19 protein-coding genes are annotated in these 18,255 nt (G+C 31.6%); 14 read left to right on the top strand and 5 right to left on the bottom strand.

Features of this window, described 5'->3' with window-relative positions:
- Nucleotides 1-43 precede the first annotated feature (43 nt).
- Nucleotides 44-496, top strand: coding sequence for a hypothetical protein (locus tag ACIQ06_RS05160; RefSeq protein WP_396144199.1), 453 nt, complete (start codon nucleotides 44-46; stop codon nucleotides 494-496).
- 36 nt (nucleotides 497-532) lie between these two features.
- On the opposite strand, the gene ACIQ06_RS05155 is transcribed toward ACIQ06_RS05160, so the two are convergent.
- The gene (locus ACIQ06_RS05155; protein WP_396144198.1) at nucleotides 533-1,174 is read right to left on the bottom strand and encodes an O-methyltransferase; all 642 of its coding nucleotides are present in this window, start codon (nucleotides 1,172-1,174) and stop codon (nucleotides 533-535) included.
- A 76-nt stretch (nucleotides 1,175-1,250) separates the two neighbouring features.
- On the opposite strand from ACIQ06_RS05155, the gene rlmN reads away from it, so the two are divergent.
- The 6 genes from rlmN to dnaG all read left to right on the top strand — a co-directional run bounded on the left by rlmN (nucleotide 1,251) and on the right by dnaG (nucleotide 7,992).
- Complete coding sequence (rlmN, locus tag ACIQ06_RS05150; protein ID WP_396144197.1) at nucleotides 1,251-2,288, top strand: 23S rRNA (adenine(2503)-C(2))-methyltransferase RlmN; 1,038 nt, start codon at nucleotides 1,251-1,253, stop codon at nucleotides 2,286-2,288.
- A gap of 63 nt (nucleotides 2,289-2,351) precedes the next feature.
- Nucleotides 2,352-3,329 (top strand): polyprenyl synthetase family protein, encoded by a 978-nt coding sequence (locus tag ACIQ06_RS05145; RefSeq protein ID WP_396144196.1) that lies wholly within the window; start codon nucleotides 2,352-2,354, stop codon nucleotides 3,327-3,329.
- A gap of 171 nt (nucleotides 3,330-3,500) precedes the next feature.
- Entirely contained in the window at nucleotides 3,501-4,061 is a 561-nt protein-coding gene (locus ACIQ06_RS05140; protein WP_396144195.1) for an RNA polymerase sigma factor, read from the top strand.
- Nucleotides 4,048-4,791, top strand: coding sequence for a hypothetical protein (locus tag ACIQ06_RS05135; RefSeq protein WP_396144194.1), 744 nt, complete (start codon nucleotides 4,048-4,050; stop codon nucleotides 4,789-4,791). The genes ACIQ06_RS05140 and ACIQ06_RS05135 overlap by 14 nt, the downstream gene beginning before the upstream one ends.
- A gap of 34 nt (nucleotides 4,792-4,825) precedes the next feature.
- The gene (locus tag ACIQ06_RS05130; protein ID WP_396144193.1) at nucleotides 4,826-5,887 is read left to right on the top strand and encodes a hypothetical protein; all 1,062 of its coding nucleotides are present in this window, start codon (nucleotides 4,826-4,828) and stop codon (nucleotides 5,885-5,887) included.
- 128 nt (nucleotides 5,888-6,015) lie between these two features.
- Nucleotides 6,016-7,992: a DNA primase gene (gene dnaG, locus ACIQ06_RS05125; RefSeq protein WP_396144192.1), complete on the top strand. Its 1,977-nt coding sequence runs from the start codon at nucleotides 6,016-6,018 to the stop codon at nucleotides 7,990-7,992.
- Between the two features lie 70 nt (nucleotides 7,993-8,062).
- Here the strand turns inward: dnaG and ACIQ06_RS05120 are convergent, their stop codons facing one another.
- Nucleotides 8,063-8,692 carry a response regulator transcription factor gene (locus ACIQ06_RS05120; protein ID WP_298304682.1) on the bottom strand — a complete coding sequence of 210 codons (630 nt, stop codon included), beginning with the start codon at nucleotides 8,690-8,692 and terminating at the stop codon, nucleotides 8,063-8,065.
- Nucleotides 8,693-8,777: 85 nt separating this feature from the next.
- Nucleotides 8,778-9,584 (bottom strand): NAD(+) synthase, encoded by an 807-nt coding sequence (gene nadE / locus ACIQ06_RS05115; protein ID WP_396144190.1) that lies wholly within the window; start codon nucleotides 9,582-9,584, stop codon nucleotides 8,778-8,780.
- A gap of 216 nt (nucleotides 9,585-9,800) precedes the next feature.
- Between nadE and gldB the strand changes: the two genes are divergently transcribed.
- Entirely contained in the window at nucleotides 9,801-10,769 is a 969-nt protein-coding gene (gene gldB / locus ACIQ06_RS05110; RefSeq protein ID WP_396144189.1) for a gliding motility lipoprotein GldB, read from the top strand.
- Complete coding sequence (gldC, locus tag ACIQ06_RS05105; protein ID WP_396144188.1) at nucleotides 10,762-11,097, top strand: gliding motility protein GldC; 336 nt, start codon at nucleotides 10,762-10,764, stop codon at nucleotides 11,095-11,097. The genes gldB and gldC overlap by 8 nt, the downstream gene beginning before the upstream one ends.
- Before the next feature lie 38 nt (nucleotides 11,098-11,135).
- On the opposite strand, the gene yihA is transcribed toward gldC, so the two are convergent.
- A complete protein-coding gene (yihA, locus tag ACIQ06_RS05100; RefSeq protein ID WP_396144187.1) occupies nucleotides 11,136-11,756 on the bottom strand; it encodes a ribosome biogenesis GTP-binding protein YihA/YsxC in 621 nt (206 codons plus the stop codon).
- A gap of 36 nt (nucleotides 11,757-11,792) precedes the next feature.
- Nucleotides 11,793-12,557: an alpha/beta hydrolase gene (locus ACIQ06_RS05095; protein ID WP_344815448.1), complete on the bottom strand. Its 765-nt coding sequence runs from the start codon at nucleotides 12,555-12,557 to the stop codon at nucleotides 11,793-11,795.
- Nucleotides 12,558-12,960: 403 nt separating this feature from the next.
- Between ACIQ06_RS05095 and mraZ the strand changes: the two genes are divergently transcribed.
- The 5 genes from mraZ (at nucleotide 12,961) to ACIQ06_RS05070 (ending at nucleotide 18,191) form a co-directional block, all read left to right on the top strand.
- Nucleotides 12,961-13,434: a division/cell wall cluster transcriptional repressor MraZ gene (gene mraZ / locus ACIQ06_RS05090; protein ID WP_344815447.1), complete on the top strand. Its 474-nt coding sequence runs from the start codon at nucleotides 12,961-12,963 to the stop codon at nucleotides 13,432-13,434.
- Nucleotides 13,409-14,317, top strand: coding sequence for a 16S rRNA (cytosine(1402)-N(4))-methyltransferase RsmH (gene rsmH, locus ACIQ06_RS05085; RefSeq protein ID WP_396144186.1), 909 nt, complete (start codon nucleotides 13,409-13,411; stop codon nucleotides 14,315-14,317). Before mraZ ends, rsmH begins: the two co-directional genes overlap by 26 nt.
- Before the next feature lie 69 nt (nucleotides 14,318-14,386).
- Nucleotides 14,387-14,734 (top strand): FtsL-like putative cell division protein, encoded by a 348-nt coding sequence (locus ACIQ06_RS05080; protein ID WP_298120636.1) that lies wholly within the window; start codon nucleotides 14,387-14,389, stop codon nucleotides 14,732-14,734.
- Nucleotides 14,725-16,731: a penicillin-binding protein gene (locus tag ACIQ06_RS05075; protein WP_396144185.1), complete on the top strand. Its 2,007-nt coding sequence runs from the start codon at nucleotides 14,725-14,727 to the stop codon at nucleotides 16,729-16,731. The genes ACIQ06_RS05080 and ACIQ06_RS05075 overlap by 10 nt, the downstream gene beginning before the upstream one ends.
- Entirely contained in the window at nucleotides 16,728-18,191 is a 1,464-nt protein-coding gene (locus ACIQ06_RS05070) for a UDP-N-acetylmuramoyl-L-alanyl-D-glutamate--2,6-diaminopimelate ligase (RefSeq protein ID WP_396144184.1), read from the top strand. Before ACIQ06_RS05075 ends, ACIQ06_RS05070 begins: the two co-directional genes overlap by 4 nt.
- Nucleotides 18,192-18,255 lie beyond the last annotated feature (64 nt).

Here is an 18,255-nt window from a genome sequence, read left to right as displayed (position 1 = left end):
AATTACTAAAATTATAAGTCTTATAAAAGTTAGCAATTTTCCTATGAACTCATCTTTAAAAATAGTATTTATATTGTTGTCTCAAATAATGTTTGCTCAAGAAAATATTATAATTGAAACTCCATTTTCAAAAGGAATTATTTTTGGAGAAAACTCCATTGCAAAGGGATCAGGAGAATTTATTGCCGACAAAAAAGAAATTATTGCATTTGAAAATACATTGCAGAAAGTTATAAAAGAAATAAACGCAGGTGATACTTTATACCTTCCAAAACATATTCTTAAAATAGATTTTTCTAATTATTACAGAGGTTATATTGGTATGGACTCAGATAGAAAAAAACGAATCTTAGTAATTTTTATTCCAAAAGAAAAAGTTGAAAATTTTAATGATTCAATAACTTGGGATCAATTATATGAAACAAGTAATCGTTTTAATATGAGTTATTTTCTTGATGATGACAAAGTTTTTTTTCCTGTTAAATGTGAAAATTAAGGATTTAAAAATGATAAATAATGGCTTAAAATAATTTTACAAAACTCTAGAAACAGTCAAACCATCACGAATAGGAAGTAAAACGGTTTCGACCCTTTCATCGTTATTAACTAATTGATTGTATTCCAAAAGTATTTTAGTACTCATATCTTTCGGATTCAGTTCTTCTAAGACTTTTCCACTCCAAAGTACATTATCAGATAAAATAATTCCGCCTTTATTCATCATTGGAACAATCATGTTGAAATAATTGATGTAGTTTTCTTTGTCAGCATCAATAAAAACCAAATCATATTTTTTATTTAAAGTAGGAATAATTTCTAAAGCATCACCAAGATGTGTTATGATTTGTCCTTTCCAAGGTGATAAATCAAAGTATTTTTGTTGTATAGACACCAATTCCTCTTTTACGTCTATTGTGTCTAATGTGCCTTCTTTTTGAATGCCTTCAGCTAAACACAAAGCTGCATAACCAGTATACGTTCCAATTTCTAGAATGTTTTTTGGATTAATGATTTTTGACAACATACTCAAGACTCTACCTTGAAAATGTCCACTCAACATTCTAGGTTGTAATATTTTTTGATGGGTTTCTTTAAATAGTTTTACCAACAATTCAGGTTCGTTTTGTGAATGTTGCTCAACGTAATTTTCTAATTCTTCTGATATGAAATGCATGATGCTCTATTTTATGCAAAATTACAAATTACAATAGACAAATGACCAAATCAACAAATTGTTTTACCTTTGCACCATGATTGAGAAAAAAGACATTCGAACTATAACTAAAGAACAACTTCGTGATTTTTTTGTTGCCAATGGCGATAAAGCTTTTCGAGGAAATCAAGTTTATGAATGGCTTTGGAGCAAAGGAGCACATTCATTTGAAGATATGACTAATGTTTCCAAAGAAACTCGTGCTATGCTTGAAGCAAATTTTGTAATTAATCATATCAAAGTCGACACGATGCAAAGAAGCGAAGACGGCACGGTGAAAAACGCCGTCCGACTTCACGATGGTTTAATTGTAGAATCAGTTTTAATTCCAACAAATACTAGAACTACAGCTTGTGTTTCGTCGCAAGTTGGTTGTAGTTTAGATTGTAATTTTTGCGCGACTGCTCGACTAAAAAGAATGAGAAATCTAGAACCAGGCGAAATTTACGACCAAGTTCTTGCAATTGATAACGAAAGTAAAATTTATCATAACCGACCACTTTCTAATATAGTTTTTATGGGAATGGGAGAGCCTTTGATGAATTATAACAACGTAATCAAAGCCATAGACATGATTACTTCAGATGAAGGTTTAGGAATGTCACCAAAACGAATTACGGTTTCAACTTCAGGAATTCCTAAAATGATTAAGAAGATGGCTGATGACGAAGTGAAATTCAAATTGGCAGTTTCTTTACATTCAGCAATAGATGAGGTTCGTGCTCGAATTATGCCGTTTAGTTCTAATTTTCCATTAGCAGATTTGCGTGAATCTTTAGAATATTGGTACAGAAAAACCAAAAGCAAAATCACCTACGAATATGTAGTTTGGAAAGGGATAAACGATAATAAAGAAGCAGTTGATGCTTTGGTAAAATTTTGTAAGTATGTTCCTTGTAAGGTCAATCTTATCGAATACAATCCCATTGATGATGGCGAATTCCAACAAGCATCAGATGAAGCTATAAATCTTTACATCAAAGAGCTTTCTAAATATGATATTGTTGCAAAAGTAAGAAGAAGTCGCGGTAAAGATATAGATGCCGCTTGTGGTCAATTAGCCAACAAATCATAAATTTTTTATAAGCTTAACACCATCTTTTGTGAAGTATTTTCAATTTAACTACCTTTGAAACCAATGAATATTACTTCACAAATAAAACAACCTATTCTGCAAGAAATGGAGCTTTTCGAGAAAAAGTTCTACGAATCGATGTCTTCTAAAGTAGCGTTGTTAAATAGAATCACCTATTATATTGTAAACAGAAAAGGAAAACAAATGCGACCAATGTTTGTTTTCTTAACTGCAAAAATGATTTCTGGTGGAAGTGTTGAAGAAAGAACCTATCGTGGCGCATGTGTAATTGAATTGATTCACACCGCAACTTTGGTTCACGATGATGTTGTTGATGATAGTAATAGAAGAAGAGGTTTTTTCTCAATAAACGCACTTTGGAAAAACAAAATAGCAGTCCTTGTTGGAGATTATTTACTTTCAAAAGGTTTGTTGCTTTCTATAGATTATGGCGATTTCGATTTACTTCGAATAATATCCGTTGCTGTTCGTGAAATGAGTGAAGGCGAATTACTTCAAATTGAAAAAGCAAGACGTTTAGATATTACTGAAGATATTTACTACGAAATCATCCGCCAAAAAACAGCTACACTTATTGCAGCTTGTTGTGCACTAGGAGCTCGTTCGGTTTCAGAAGATGAAGCTCAAGTTGAAACTATGCGTAAATTTGGCGAACTTATCGGAATGGCTTTTCAAATAAAAGACGACTTATTTGATTATACTGATGAAGCTATAGGAAAACCAACAGGAATTGACATCAAAGAACAAAAAATGACGCTACCACTAATTTATGCTCTAAATAATTGTTCCGATAAAGAAAAAAGTTGGTGCATCAACTCCATAAAAAACCACAATAAAGACAAAAAGCGAGTTAAAGAAGTCATCCAATTTGTAAAAGACAAAAACGGACTTACTTACGCCGAACAAAAAATGGCACAATTCCAACAGGAAGCTCTTACTTTAATACAAAACTTCCCAAATTCTACCTATAAAGATAGTTTGACCTTAATGGTAAACTACGTTATTGAAAGAAAAAAATAATTTTATTTCATTTGTAAAGTATTGATTTTATTGGCATTTACAATTTTACAATTATTTTTTTTCAAAAAAATTTACTTTTGATGCAACCATTTTGCAACTACATTCGTCTATGCTAATAGAAGACTTAAGTAATCTGAAAATCTAATATTCTAAGAAGTCTAATAATCTAAAATGAAAGTGATCAACTTACATCAAGAAGAAAAAGAATTAATCGAATTGGCTGTCGAGAATAATCGTCATGCGCAACACAAGATTTATTCTAAATTTTCTCCAAAAATGTTAAGTGTATGTAGGAAGTATATTAAAGATTTACATCAAGCTGAAGACATAATGATTACTGCTTTTATGAAAGTCTTCACCAATTTAAAAAATTTCAAACACGAAGGAAGTTTTGAAGGTTGGATAAGAAGAATAATGATAAATGAATGTATTTCTTATATCAGAGTTCAGAAAAAAGTAAAGTTTATTGAGGATGAGAATTATTTCGAAGAAAGTTTCAATAACATAGAAAGTCAGTTTTCTGTTGAAGACATTCAATTTTTAATAGACAATTTACCTGACGGATATAAAATGGTGTTCAACCTTTATGCGATTGAAGGATATAAGCACCAAGAAATTTCAGAAATGCTCGGAATTAATGAAGGAACATCAAAATCGCAATTATCACATGCTAGAAAAATGTTGCAAAACAACATAAGCAAATTAAAAAATTATGAAAATGGCACAGAATAAATTAGAAACCCAAATAAAAGAGAAGTTAAATTCTCGAGAAATACAGCCCAGCGAAATGTCTTGGGATAGACTAGACGCCATGCTTTCTGTTGCAGAAGAAAAAAAAACAAAGCGTTTTCCATTTCTGTCATTCCAATTTATTGGAATTGCTGCAAGCATTTTGGTTTTTCTGTCTGTTGGTTTGTTTTTTATAAATCAAAAAGAAGAAGTTTCTGGAACTGACAACCAAATTGTTACTAAAGAAGTTGAAAACAATAAAGAACAAAAAGATTCAATTATCACAAAACAAAATTTCACAAACGAAATAGCAAATCAACAAGAAGAACAAGTTGCAGTAATAAACAATAAACCACAAATAATTAACAAAAAATCATCAGAGAGTTTCAATCAAAATAATCAAAAAACAGGAGTTAATCCAATCATCAACAAAGAGAAAGAAATCGAATATCAAGCTACTGAAATCATCGCTCAGAAAGATATGCCAAGAATCATTTCTCAAGAGAAAATTGAAATACCAAAAAAAGTCGCTGTCAACGTGGATGATTTATTAGCATCAGTAGAAAAAACTTCAAAAAAAGAAGCTAACGCAAAAGTTAAAGTAAACGCCAACAGTTTGTTATCTCAAGTCGACGGAGAATTAGAACAAACATTCAGACAAAAGGTAATCAATAGAATCGGTAAAAATTACCAAGAAGTAAAAGTGGCACTTGCCAATAGAAATCAAGAATAAAATCATCAATTAATCACTTAACAAATTAGAAATCATGAGAAATTTTACAATTTACTTAGCACTATTACTATGCCTTTTTGCGAGCAAAATGGTAGCACAAGAAACATTTGAGAGCAAAGCAAAGGCTATTGCAAACAAGATAGAAAACATTACAAAAGAAGAAAAAGCAACTCTTAAATCAGAGGTTGAAGCAGTCAACGTTCAATTAGAAAATGGTTCAATTACTAAAGAGCAAGCCGATGCAAAAAAGAAAGATTTAGCACAAGCTAGAGCAACAATTATTGAAAACCGTGTTGCTGTTGCCCAAGAAGAATTAAAAGATTTAGTTCAACAGAAAGTAAATGGGAAAATAGCTGATTCAAAGACTACTGATTCATCAACTGTAAGAATAGGCAAAAGATTGGTTCTAACTTATGAAAACGATTCTGTTAGAAGAAAAAAACATTATGAATATAGAGAACGAAGAACAACATCTCAATTTGTTTTTGCTCTAGGTTTAAATAATGTAGTTACAGATGGTTCTGTAGAGAATTCAGATTTTAAATTTGCTGGTTCACGTTTTTACGAATGGGGTTTCTCTTATAATTCAAGATTATTTAAAAATGACAACTTATTACATTTGAAATATGGAGCATCAGTAATGTACAACGATTTGAGACCAACAGAAAATAGAGTTTTTGCTGTAAATGGTAATCAAACAACATTGCAAACCAGCACAATTGATTTAAAAAGTTCTCGATTTAGAAATGTGTATTTAGTAGCGCCATTGCATTTAGAATTTGATTTTACTAAGAAAAAAGAAAAAGATGGGAAAACTTATTTTAGAACTCATGAAAGGCTTCGTTTTGGAATTGGAGGTTATGCAGGAGTTAGAATTAAATCAAAACAAAAAACAGAATATAAAATCGACGATATTGACTATGATGAAAAGGCAAAAGGCGACTTTAATGCAAGTAATTTCATCTACGGATTGAGTACATATTTAGGTTACGGAGAAACAAGTTTATATTTGAAATACGATTTGAATCCAATATTTCAGGATAATGTTGTAAAACAAAATAATGTTTCTTTAGGAGTACGTTTCGATTTTAATTAAAAATTTGTTGGGTTAGTTATATTTGTAGAGGCGCGATTTATCGCGTCTCTTTTATTAAAAAAATATGTATTTTTACACAATACAATTTTTATGATTTCCCAAAAATCTAAAAATCTAAAAATCCAAAATTGATAACCAAAGAAACCATAGATAAAGTTTACGAAGCTGCTCGAGTAGAGGAAGTTATCGGTGATTTTGTACAATTAAAACGCGCCGGAAGTAACTTTAAAGGATTGAGTCCGTTTTCTGATGAGCGTTCGCCTTCGTTCATGGTTTCGCCTGCCAAAGGAATTTGGAAAGATTTTTCGTCAGGAAAAGGTGGTAATGCCATAGCTTTTTTGATGGAGCATTCGCAGTTTACCTATCCAGAAGCTATCCGATTTTTAGCAAAAAAATACAATATTGAAGTTGAAGAAACCGAACTTTCAGAGGAAGATAAAGTTGTGGCAAACGAAAAAGAAAGTTTGTTTCTAGTTTCAGAATTTGCCTCTAAATATTTTCAAGACATGTTGCTCAATTCCGAAGAAGGAAAAGCAATAGCACTTTCTTATTTTAAAGAACGTGGATTTACTAATGATACTATAAAGAAATTCAGCTTAGGATATTCTCCAAATCAATGGGATGCGCTTACAAAAGAAGCTCTCGGAAAAGGCTATAAGTTAGAGTTTTTAGAAAAAACTGGACTAACAATTGTTGGTGAAGACAAACAATTTGATCGATTCAAAGGTCGTGTGATGTTTCCAATTCAATCTATGAGCGGAAGAGTTTTGGGTTTTGGTGGCCGAATTTTAACTAACGACAAAAAAGCAGCCAAATATCTAAATTCACCAGAAAGCGATTTGTACCACAAGAGTAAAGTTTTGTACGGAATATTTCACGCCAAACAAGCTATTGCCAAACAAGATAATTGCTATTTAGTAGAAGGTTACACTGATGTAATTCAAATGCATCAAGCTGGAATTGAAAACGTAGTTTCTTCTTCTGGAACCGCTTTAACACCAGATCAAATTAGATTAATTAATCGTTTGACGAAAAATGTTACTGTTCTTTTTGATGGTGATGCTGCAGGTTTGCGCGCTTCTATTCGTGGAATTGATTTAATTTTGGAGGAAGGAATGAACGTTAGAGTTTGTACTTTTCCAGATGGTGAAGATCCAGATAGTTTTGCCAAAAAAACGCCTTTGCAAGATTTGATTCAGTATTTTGAAGATAATGCTATGGATTTTATCCAATTCAAAGCGTCACTTTTAATGAAAGATGCCAAGAATGATCCTATCAAGAAAGCCGATTTAATTCGCGATATGGTTGCTAGTATTTCCAAAATTCCAGATAGAATAAAAAGAGAAGTTTACATTAAAGAAACCTCCAGAATTATGGATATTTCTGAAGATGTTTTATTCAATACTTTAGCACAATTAGTCAAAAAAGACATTTCCGATTTAGGCAAAAAACTAAAAGAAGAACAAACCGCTTTTGAAGTTGTAAAAAATGAAAATCCTGTCGTTGCTGCCAATATTGACATTCAATATGAATTGGAACAAAAAATCATAGAGATTCTTTTAATCTACGGAAATGTAGAAGATGAGTTTGAAGATGTTTTGCTTAAAGCAAATGAGAAAGGTGAAATGGTTGAGGTAAAAGAAATGAACAGATATAAAGTGTATCAACGCATTTTTCTGAGTTTGCAAGAAGATGAAACCGAACTTGCCAATCCATTATTCAAAAGTATTTACGATGATTTGATTACCTATTTTAATCAGAATGAAACCTTTGAATTAGAGAAATATTTATCCCAATTACCACCAGAATTATCGCAAGAAGTAACGTCAATTCTTATGAATGACGAGCGAGAATCATTACACAATTGGGAAGCTAAAAACATTTTTGTAAAAGCAAAAGACAAAACCATAAGTCAATACGTTTCAGAAACCATTCTAACCTTAAGATGGTTTTTAGTAAATAAAATTATAGACGAATTAAAATCATCTGTAACGCAAGAAACCGAAGTTGATAATTCAGAAACACTATCTATGGTAGTTGACTATTTAGGATTAACCAATATGTTCTCCAAAAAATTAGGAAGAGTTATTTCTAGACATAATTAAAAATGCTCAAATTTCTTATTGAAATTTGAGCATTGTATCTAATATTTAATATCTAAAATCTAATATAAAATTAAACGATATCCAAAGTCTTCGCTTTATTAACTAAATCTACTAAATTAGTAACATTTAGTTTTTGTAAAAGTCTTAGTTTGTATGTTGAAATTGTTTTTTCGTTTAGTCCTAAAACCTTCGAAATTTCATTGTTTTTCTTTCCGTCACACAAGTAACGTAGTACTTCAATTTCTCTGTTAGATAATTTTCTGTAAAGACGTTCACTTTTATTTTGTTTAGCAATCAAAGCTAAATTTCTTTTAATACTATCACTAAGCATAACAATTCCTTGGTGAACTCTAATAATTGTAGTTCCTAGAGTCTCTAATTTGGAAGATTTATGTACAAAACCAGCAACTCCTGCTTTTATAGCGTTGGGAGCATAAATTTGCTCGTTTAAGCTCGTAAAAACTAAAACTTTAGTATTAGGAAAATTCTTAATTATTGCTTTTAATTCGTAGATACTTTTCAATCCGTCAAGTTCTAGATCTATTACTAAAACATTGATTTCTTTATTCCTCAAAGCATCAGGAACCATAAAGAAATTTCCAACATTTGAGACCACACTAATTTCTGGATGATCTTTAAAATATGATTTTACGCCATAATGAACCACTGGGTAATTATCGGCAAGACAAACATTTATCATAATTTTAATTTTTTAATAAAAGATTTAAAATCTTATTGTAAAGTTACAAAAAAAATGCAAACAATTGTGAATCAATGTTAAAATATTATTTCAAGTCATTTGGAACCTCACAAACTGGTATTGGGTTCATCTTGTGCTGGTTTAAGAAATTTAATCGTTTATATATATCAAAGGCTTCTTTTTCTCGACCAGTAAAGTCTTCCGATTTGCTTCCTTTTTCGTCCTCAAGCATTGCCCATTCCAATTCGTCATAACTTGCGCCAAGTTGGTCTTCATCAGTTCGATTATCACCAAATAAACCATCTGTTGGAGCTGCACTTTGTATAGATTTTGGAATTTCTAAATAGCTTCCTAGTGCATAAACATCACTTTTCATCAAATCGGCTATCGGACTCAAGTCAACGCCACCATCGCCATATTTTGTATAAAATCCAACACCAAAATCTTCTACTTTATTTCCTGTTCCAGCAACCAATAAGCCATGGATTCCAGCAAAATAATATAAAGTTGTCATTCTTAAACGCGCTCTAGTATTGGCTAATGATAAATTATACTTTACTTCATTTTCACTGACTGGCATTTCTGTTTTAAAGCTATCATAAATCGGAGTTAAATTTGCTTCAGCACGACTCACATTCGGAAATCGTTTCATCAATTGCTCAATGTGTTCACGTCCTCTACTAACTTGATTTTCAGCTTGATGAATTGGCATTTCAATACATAATGTTGTTAAGCCAGTTTGCGCGCATAGAGTAGAAGTTACCGCAGAATCAACTCCACCAGAAATCCCTACAACAAAACCATTTACTTTTGCGTTATTAGCATAAGTTTTTAACCAACTAACAATGTGTTCATTTACTTTTTCTACCTGAATTGTACTTTTTTTAGGCATAGTTTAGAGATGAATTAAGAATTTTAAGTCATTTATACTTTTTTGATTGAAGCGAAAAATTAGGGTTTTTGTTTCAGATTTAAACTTTTTTTCATTGCATAGTTGTGCTACATAATTAAAAAAAGTTTAAATATGGGATAAAAATACAATTTTACAGCCAATTGAAAAAAGTTTAAAAGACTTCAATGTATATTTGCAAAAATATTAAAATAAAACATGAAAAAATATTTTTATCTAGCAACAATTGGACTTTTACTTTTTTCTTGCGATAACAAAAGTAAGGTAGAAAAAGCAGTTGAAGAAATTCCAGTCGAAATGAAAGTAGTTCGTTTCGAACAGGCTTTCTTTGATGCAAAACCTGAAAATTTGGCTGATGTAAAAGCTGAATATCCAGATTTTTTCCCTGAAGGCACACCAGATGCGGTTTGGATTGATAAAATGCAACATCCACAATGGAGAGAATTGTATCAAGAAGTGGAGAAAAAATATAAAAATTTTGGTACGCAGCAATCTGAAATTGAAGATTTATTTAAACATATCAAATATTATTTTCCAACAATTAAAACGCCAACAATCTACACGGTAATTTCTGAAATGGATAATAATAGTAAAGCGATTTATGCAAATGATAAATTAGTAATTGCTTTAGAATTATACTTAGGGAAAGACCATAAGTTTTATGGTGAGTTTCCAGCTTACTTGAGACAAAATTTCGAACAAAGACAGATGCTTCCAGACATTGTTTCTAGCTTTGCTTTTGGCGTTTTGCCTAATCCAAAAGATAAAGATTTGCTTTCAATGATGATAAGCTCTGGAAAAGAACTTTATTTAAAAGATATTTTACTTCCAGAATATTCAGATGCCGAAAGAATTGGCTATTCTGAAGACCAAATAAAATGGAGTAAAGAAAATGAAAGTTATATTTGGGAATATTTTGTAAACGATAAGTTGTTATACAGCACCGATTCTAAATTGGCTAATCGTTTTATAAATGTGGCTCCGTTTTCTAAGTTTTATTTAGAAATAGATAACGAGTCTCCAGGTAGAATTGGGCAATGGGTTGGATGGCAAATTGTTCGTTCTTTTATGGAAAACAATCCAAAGGTAACCATCCAAGATTTAATAAAAATGAACGAAAAAGATATTTTCGAATTATCAAAATACAAACCAAAAAAGAATGAGTAATAAAATCACATCAGAAATAAAATTTGTAGTAGAACTTGATGAAAATCGTGTTCCAGATAAACTAACATGGACAGCTCAAGATGGTGGTGTAGAGCTTGAAGAAGCTAAAGCTATGCTTTTGTCAATTTGGGATAGCAACTCCAAAGAAACTTTGCGAATTGATTTATGGACAAAAGACATGCCTGTTGATGAGATGAAAATCTTTTTCCATCAAACGCTAGTAGCAATGGCTGATACTTTTGAAAGAGCTACACAAGATGAAAAAATGGCATCAACCATGAGAGATTTCACTGATTATTTTGCCGAGAAATTAGAGTTAAAAGGATAAAAAAATGGTTCGCAATTTGCGAACCATTTTTTGTTTATTTAAAACTCATTCATTTCTTTAAATACCTCTTGATTTACACCATCAATAAATTGTAAAAGTTCTTCTTTTCCGGTTCCTTCTGTAGATGAGGTTACAAAATGTTGTGGCATTTCCTCCCAATTGTTTGCTAACAATTCTTTACGATAAGCAGCAATATGAGCAGCGACTTTTCCTTTACTAATTTTGTCTGCTTTAGTAAAAATAATACAAAACGGAACTTCTGTTTCGCCTAAATATTCTATAAATTCTAAATCAATTTTTTGTGCTTCAAGTCGAATGTCTATTAATACAAAAGCGCAAACCAACTGTTCTCTTTGTTCAAAATAATCGGTAATAAATTCCTGAAAAACTTCTTTTGTTTTTTTAGAAACTCTTGCATAACCATATCCAGGTAAATCAACCAAAAACCAATTAGAATTAATTTTAAAGTGATTTATCAACTGAGTTTTTCCTGGTTTTCCTGATGTTTTTGCCAAATTTTTATGATTGGTCAACATGTTAATCAATGATGATTTCCCAACATTAGAACGACCAATAAAAGCATATTCAGGCAAACGTTCTAAAGGACATTTACTCACATCTGAATTACTAATTATAAATTCGGCGGTATTAATTTTCATGATATTTTTTTTGATTCAATCAGAATCATTTTAATCTTACAAATGCTCTTTTGTCAACCAAATTTCAAGCAATCTATTGAACTCGTCTGGATGTTCCATCATAGCAGCATGTCCACATTTATCAATCCAATATAAATCTGAATTTGGCATTAATTTATGGAATTCTTCAGCTACCTCTGGTGGAGTTACAGCATCATTTTTACCCCAAATCAAACAGGTTTTCACATGCATTTTTGGTAAATCTTTTGCCATGTTGTGACGAATAGCACTTTTGGCAATTGTAAGTGTTTTTATTACTTTAATTCTGTCATTTACAACGCCAAAAACTTCGTCAACCATTTCTTTTGTTGCTACTTTTGGATCATAAAAAACAGCTTCTGCTTTCTTTTTAATGTATTCATAATCACCTCTTTTTGGGTAACTATCACCCATTGCGCTTTCATAAAGCCCTGAACTTCCTGTTATTACAAGTCCGGCAACTTTTTCAGGATACATTTTTGTATGATATAAGGCAATGTGTCCACCAAGTGAATTTCCTAAAAGAATTACTCGGTCAAAACCTTTGTAAGTGATGAAGTCTTTCACATATTTTGCAAAAGCTTTAACGTTGGTTTTTAAAATATTTTGTGTGTAAAGTGGTAATTCTGGAATAACGATTTTATATCCTTTTTGTGAAAAATGTTTGGCAACTCCTTCAAAGTTACTCAATCCACCCATTAAGCCATGCAAAATAACAATTGGAGTTCCTTCTCCAACTTCAATGTAATTGTATTTTTTGTCTTTTACTGCGTTTAAATCCATATTCTTTGGCTCATTTTTTCAATTGTTACAAATATAAGTTTTTAAATATTAATTCAAAACTAATCCTCTTTTATTTGGAAGAATTTGTCAATTTCTTAATGCTCTTTCACTTCATGAATTTTTACAATTATCAACATTTCAACAAATCATTTTAAGTCCTTTTCAAATTTTATAAAACTAACTTTTTATTAAATATTTCGCAACTAAATCTGTTTGAGTGTCAATTTATTGCGTTAAATCAACGATTCTAAATGTTTTGTTAATTATTATTCAAAGTTGGTTTGGTTTTAAAGTAATTAACAAAAATCTAAAAGTGGTAAAACTTATTAACAAAGTGGGGTTATGTGGTAAAATGTGGAGAATTATTTTATATTTTTGCTCATTATCATTAAAAACTATTTAGTTGAACTCATTAATCGGAACATACGAATGTAAAGTTGACGTCAAAGGAAGGCTGCTTTTGCCTGCACCTTTGAAGAAACAACTTGCTGCTTCGCTTCAAGACGGTTTTGTCTTGAAACGTTCTGTTTTTCAGCCATGTTTGGAACTTTATCCAATGGCAGAGTGGAATTTAATGATGCAAAAAGTGAACAAACTCAATCGATTTGTAAAGAAAAATAATGACTTCATTCGTCGTTTTCAAGCCGGAGTAAAAGTGGTTGAAATCGATGCTTTAGGACGTCTTCTAGTTCCTAAAGATTTAACCAATTTTGCTCAAATTACTAAAGATATTGTGTTGTCTTCAACAGTAAATATTGTTGAGATTTGGGATAAAGATTTATATGAAAAAGCTATAGATGATTCTGTTGGAGATTTTGCTGATTTGGCAGAAGACGTAATGGGAAATGTAAATGATGACGACAATGGAATATCATAATCCAGTATTATTAAAAGAAACAGTTGACGGTTTAAATTGTATTCCAGATGGTGTTTATGTGGATGTCACTTTTGGTGGTGGCGGACATTCAAGAGAAATTTTGAGTCGCCTTGGTCCAAACGGAAAATTGTTTGCGTTTGATCAAGATGAAGATGCTTGGGAAAACGCATTGCCAGATGAAAGATTCACATTGATTCAAGAAAATTTTAGATACATCAAACGTTTTTTAAGATTTCACGGAATCAAACAAGTAGACGGAATTTTAGCTGATTTAGGAGTTTCATCACATCAATTTGATGTTCCAGAAAGAGGTTTTTCAACGCGTTTTGATGCCGATTTGGATATGAGGATGAGCAAAAGAAATGAATTGAATGCTCATAAAATTATCAATGAATATGATGATGTCAATTTAAAAAGAGTTTTTCTTGATTATGGTGAATTAAAAGTTGCTCCAGCATTAGCAAGAACAATTATTGAAGCAAGAGAAATAAAATCTATTGATACAACCGATGAATTGAAATTGGTTTTGCAACGTTTTTTGCCAGAACAATTTAAAAATAAAATTTTGGCTCAAATCTATCAAGCTATTAGAATTGAGGTGAATCAAGAAATGGATGTTTTGAAAGAATTCCTAGAACAATCTTTAGATATTTTAAAACCCGAAGGAAGATTAAGTGTGATTTCCTATCATTCTTTAGAGGATAGATTGGTAAAAAGATTCATGAAAAACGGATTGTTTGAAGGTGAACCAGAACGCGATTTCTTCGGAAATTTTTCAGTTCCATTCAAATTAATAGGAAAGCTAATTGTTCCAACAGAAGAAGAAATAAAAATCAACAATCGTGCAAGAAGCGCAAAGCTAAGAATAGCAGAAAAGAAATAGTATTCAGATGTCAGAATTCAGACTGCAAAGTAACTGAAAACTGAAAACTGAAAACAGACAACTGAGAAAATGAAAATTGGAATTTATAACATATTAAAAGCAAGATTTCTTGTCAATGAAGACGCTACTAAAAATTGGCGTTTCATTGTGTTTTTAATTGTACTTGCCATAATCATGATTGCTAACACCCACCGATTTGAACAAAAAATATTCAAAATCGCTGATTTGACAAACGAAGTAAAAGAATTACGTTCAGAATTTGTTGACAGACGTTCGGAGTTAATGAAGTTAAAAATGGAATCTACGGTTTCAAAAAAGATGGAGGCTAGAAATATATTTCCGTCTCAGGTTCCACCACAAAAAATAAAAGTTAAACAACCAGAAGAAAAAAGTTTCTTTAAAAAAATATGGCAGTAGAAGATAAAAATATCTCTTACAGAATTTATCTGATGGCGTTCATCATCTTTTTGATGGCGTTGGCGATAACCATAAAACTTACTAATATACAGTGGGTAGAAGGTGACTATTATAGAAAATTGGCTAAAGATAGAACGGTTAAAACTTTCGTAATTCCAGCGAATAAAGGAAATATTTATTCATCAGATGGTAGTTTGTTAGCGACTTCAATTCCTAATTATACTATTCGTTTTGATGCTGTTGCGCCAAAATCAGAAGATTTCGAAAGCAAAGCCGATTCACTTGCAATGAGTTTGTCAAAATTATTAGGAAAACCTACTTCGCATTATCAATCATTATTGAGAAAAGCTCGTGCCAATAAAAGCAGATATACTTTAATTGCTGAGGATTTAAGTTATACGGAATATTCAAAAATTAAAAAATTTCCACTTTTCAATAAAGGTGCTTACAAAGGTGGAATTATTGTAGAGCAAAAAACAGTTCGCGAACATCCAATCGGTAAAATCGCAGAAAGAACCATCGGATATGATAGAATCGATGAAAATGGAGTTCAAAAAAGAGTCGGAATCGAAGGAGCTTTTGGTAAATATCTTAACGGAAAGGACGGAAAAGTTTTAAAGCAAAAAATTGCAAAAGGACAATGGAAACCTATTCGTGATCAAAACGAAGTTGATCCACAAGATGGTTACGATGTAATTTCTACCATTGATGTTTACATTCAAGATATTGCACACCACGCTTTGTTAAAGCAGTTAGAAGAATATGGCGCTGAACACGGTTGCGTTGTGGTAATGGAAACCAAAACAGGTCAAGTTAAAGCGATTTCCAATTTAGGTAGAGACGAAAAATCAGGTAATTATTATGAAACTATAAATTATACTGTAGCAGAATCGCACGAACCAGGCTCAACCTTTAAATTGGTTGATATGATTGCGCTTTTAGATGATAACAAAGTTGATACATCAAAGGTTTATGATAGTAATGGTGGAACGATTGTTTATAGAGGAAAAAAAGTTCGTGACTCACATGAAGGCGGGTATGGGAAAATTTCTCTTGGAAAAGGTTTTGAGGTTTCATCTAATACTATTTTAGTTCAAGCAGTTTACGAAAATTATAAAAATAATCCAGAACAATTTGTAAACAGAATCAATAATCTTGGACTAAACAAACCTCTTGGATTACCATTTCAAGGTGAAGGGAAACCAATCGTTCATCAGCCTTCAGAAGATAGTTGGAACGCTAATACATTGCCTTGGATGGCTTTTGGATATAACGTTGCAGTAACGCCTTTACAGACTTTGACATTATACAATGCTATTGCAAATAACGGAGTAATGGTAAAGCCACAATTCGTTTCTGAAATTAAAGAATGGAATAAAACCATCAAGAAATACGATAAACAAATTATCAATCCGAAGATTTGTTCTGATGCTACCATCAAAAAATTAAAAGCGCTTTTAGCCAATGTTGTAAAAAGAGGAACGGCTGCAAAATTGTATTCTAAAGATTTTTCAATGGCAGGAAAAACAGGAACTGCTGCGGCAGGTTATGGAACTAATGGTGGAAGTGATAAATATTATATTTCATCATTTGTAGGTTATTTTCCAGCAGAACAGCCAAAGTATTCTTGCATTGTAGTAGTTCACAAACCAAACACTTCAATGAATAATTATTATGGTGCAGACGTTGCGGGACCAGTTTTCAAGAGAATCGCACAAAAGATTTTTACCGACGCACCATCAACAAATGAAATAAAAAATCTTGATAAAAAAGTAGCTAAACAAGAAACTAAATATCAAGAATATTTTACAAAAGCACAAAATGTAAAAAATACAATTCCTAATCTAAAAGGAATGCCAGGAATGGATGCAGTAGCTCTTTTAGAAAATTTAGGAATTAAAGTAAAAGTAAAAGGAATTGGAAAAGTGAAAAATCAGTCGATTCAAGCCGGACAACCTATTATCAAAAATACAATCATAACACTAGAATTATCGTGATCGTTTTAAAAGGCATATTATATAAAGTTGCTATTGAAGCTGTAAAAGGTTCAACGGAAATCGCTGTGAATAAAATCGAATTCGATTCGAGAAAAATTCAAGAAAACGACGTTTTTGTAGCCATCCGTGGAACAGTTTCTAATGGTCACGATTTTATAGAAAAAGCTATTAATCTAGGTGCAGTTGTAATTGTTTGTGATACATTGCCAGAAGTAATCATTACCGGAATTACTTACATTCAAGTTAAAGATACTAATTCGGCTTTGGCTTTTATGGCTTCCAATTATTATGATAATCCATCCTCAAAATTACGTTTAGTTGGAATCACAGGAACCAATGGTAAAACGACTATTGCTTCACTTTTATACCAATTATTCAAAAAAGCAGGATACAAAGTTGGTTTGCTTTCCACAGTAAAAATAATGGTTAATGATGTTGAACATAAAGCAACACACACAACACCAGATTCTTTAACCATCAATTATTTTTTAAATGAAATGATTGAAATCGGTTGCGACTATTGTTTTATGGAAGTGAGTTCACATGGTGTTCATCAAAAACGTACAGAAGGATTGCAGTTTGAAGGTGGCGTTTTTACTAATTTATCGCACGATCATTTAGACTATCATCCAACTTTTGCAGAATACCGCGATGTTAAAAAATCGTTTTTTGATCATTTGTCAAAATCAGCTTTCGCATTAACCAATGTTGATGACAAAAATGGAGCGGTGATGCTTCAAAATACTAATGCAAGAAAATTGACTTATGCCTTGAAATCCTATGCTAATTATAAAGCTCAAATTCTTGAAAATCAACTTTCAGGATTGTTGCTTAAAATTAATGAAAATGAGGTTTGGGTAAAACTTATCGGAACATTTAACGCCTATAATTTACTCGCAATTTATGGAACAGCTGTTGAATTAGGATTAGAATCGCTTGAAGTTTTGAGATTACTATCAGAATTAGAAAGTGTTTCAGGTCGTTTTCAGTTTATTGTTTCCAACGATAAGATTACAGCTATTGTAGATTATGCACATACGCCGGATGCTTTAGAAAATGTACTAAAAACCATTAATGATATTCGTACAAAAAACGAACAATTGATAACCATTGTAGGTTGTGGTGGTGATAGAGACAAAACGAAAAGACCTATAATGGCCAACATTGCCACGGAAATGAGCGATAAAGTTATCATCACTTCTGACAATCCACGAACTGAAAATCCGTCAACGATTATCGCCGAAATGGAAGCAGGTGTTGAACCACAAAATTTCAAAAAATCACTTTCTATTGAAGATAGAAAACAGGCTATAAAAACTGCTTGTCAATTAGCAAACGCCAATGATATTATTCTAATTGCAGGAAAAGGTCACGAAACCTATCAAGAAATTCAAGGTGTTCGCCATGATTTTGATGATATGAAAATGGTTAAAGAATTTTTAGAACAAATGAACAAATAGTAAAACTCCAAAAATTAAAATTCCAAAACCCAACGATTGGAATTTGGAATTTAAAAATTGGAAT

Origin of the sequence: Flavobacterium sp. (assembly GCF_044341265.1) — a bacterium.
Classification (GTDB): Bacteria; Bacteroidota; Bacteroidia; order Flavobacteriales; family Flavobacteriaceae; genus Flavobacterium.
This window is presented reverse-complemented; position numbering and strand designations above follow the sequence as displayed.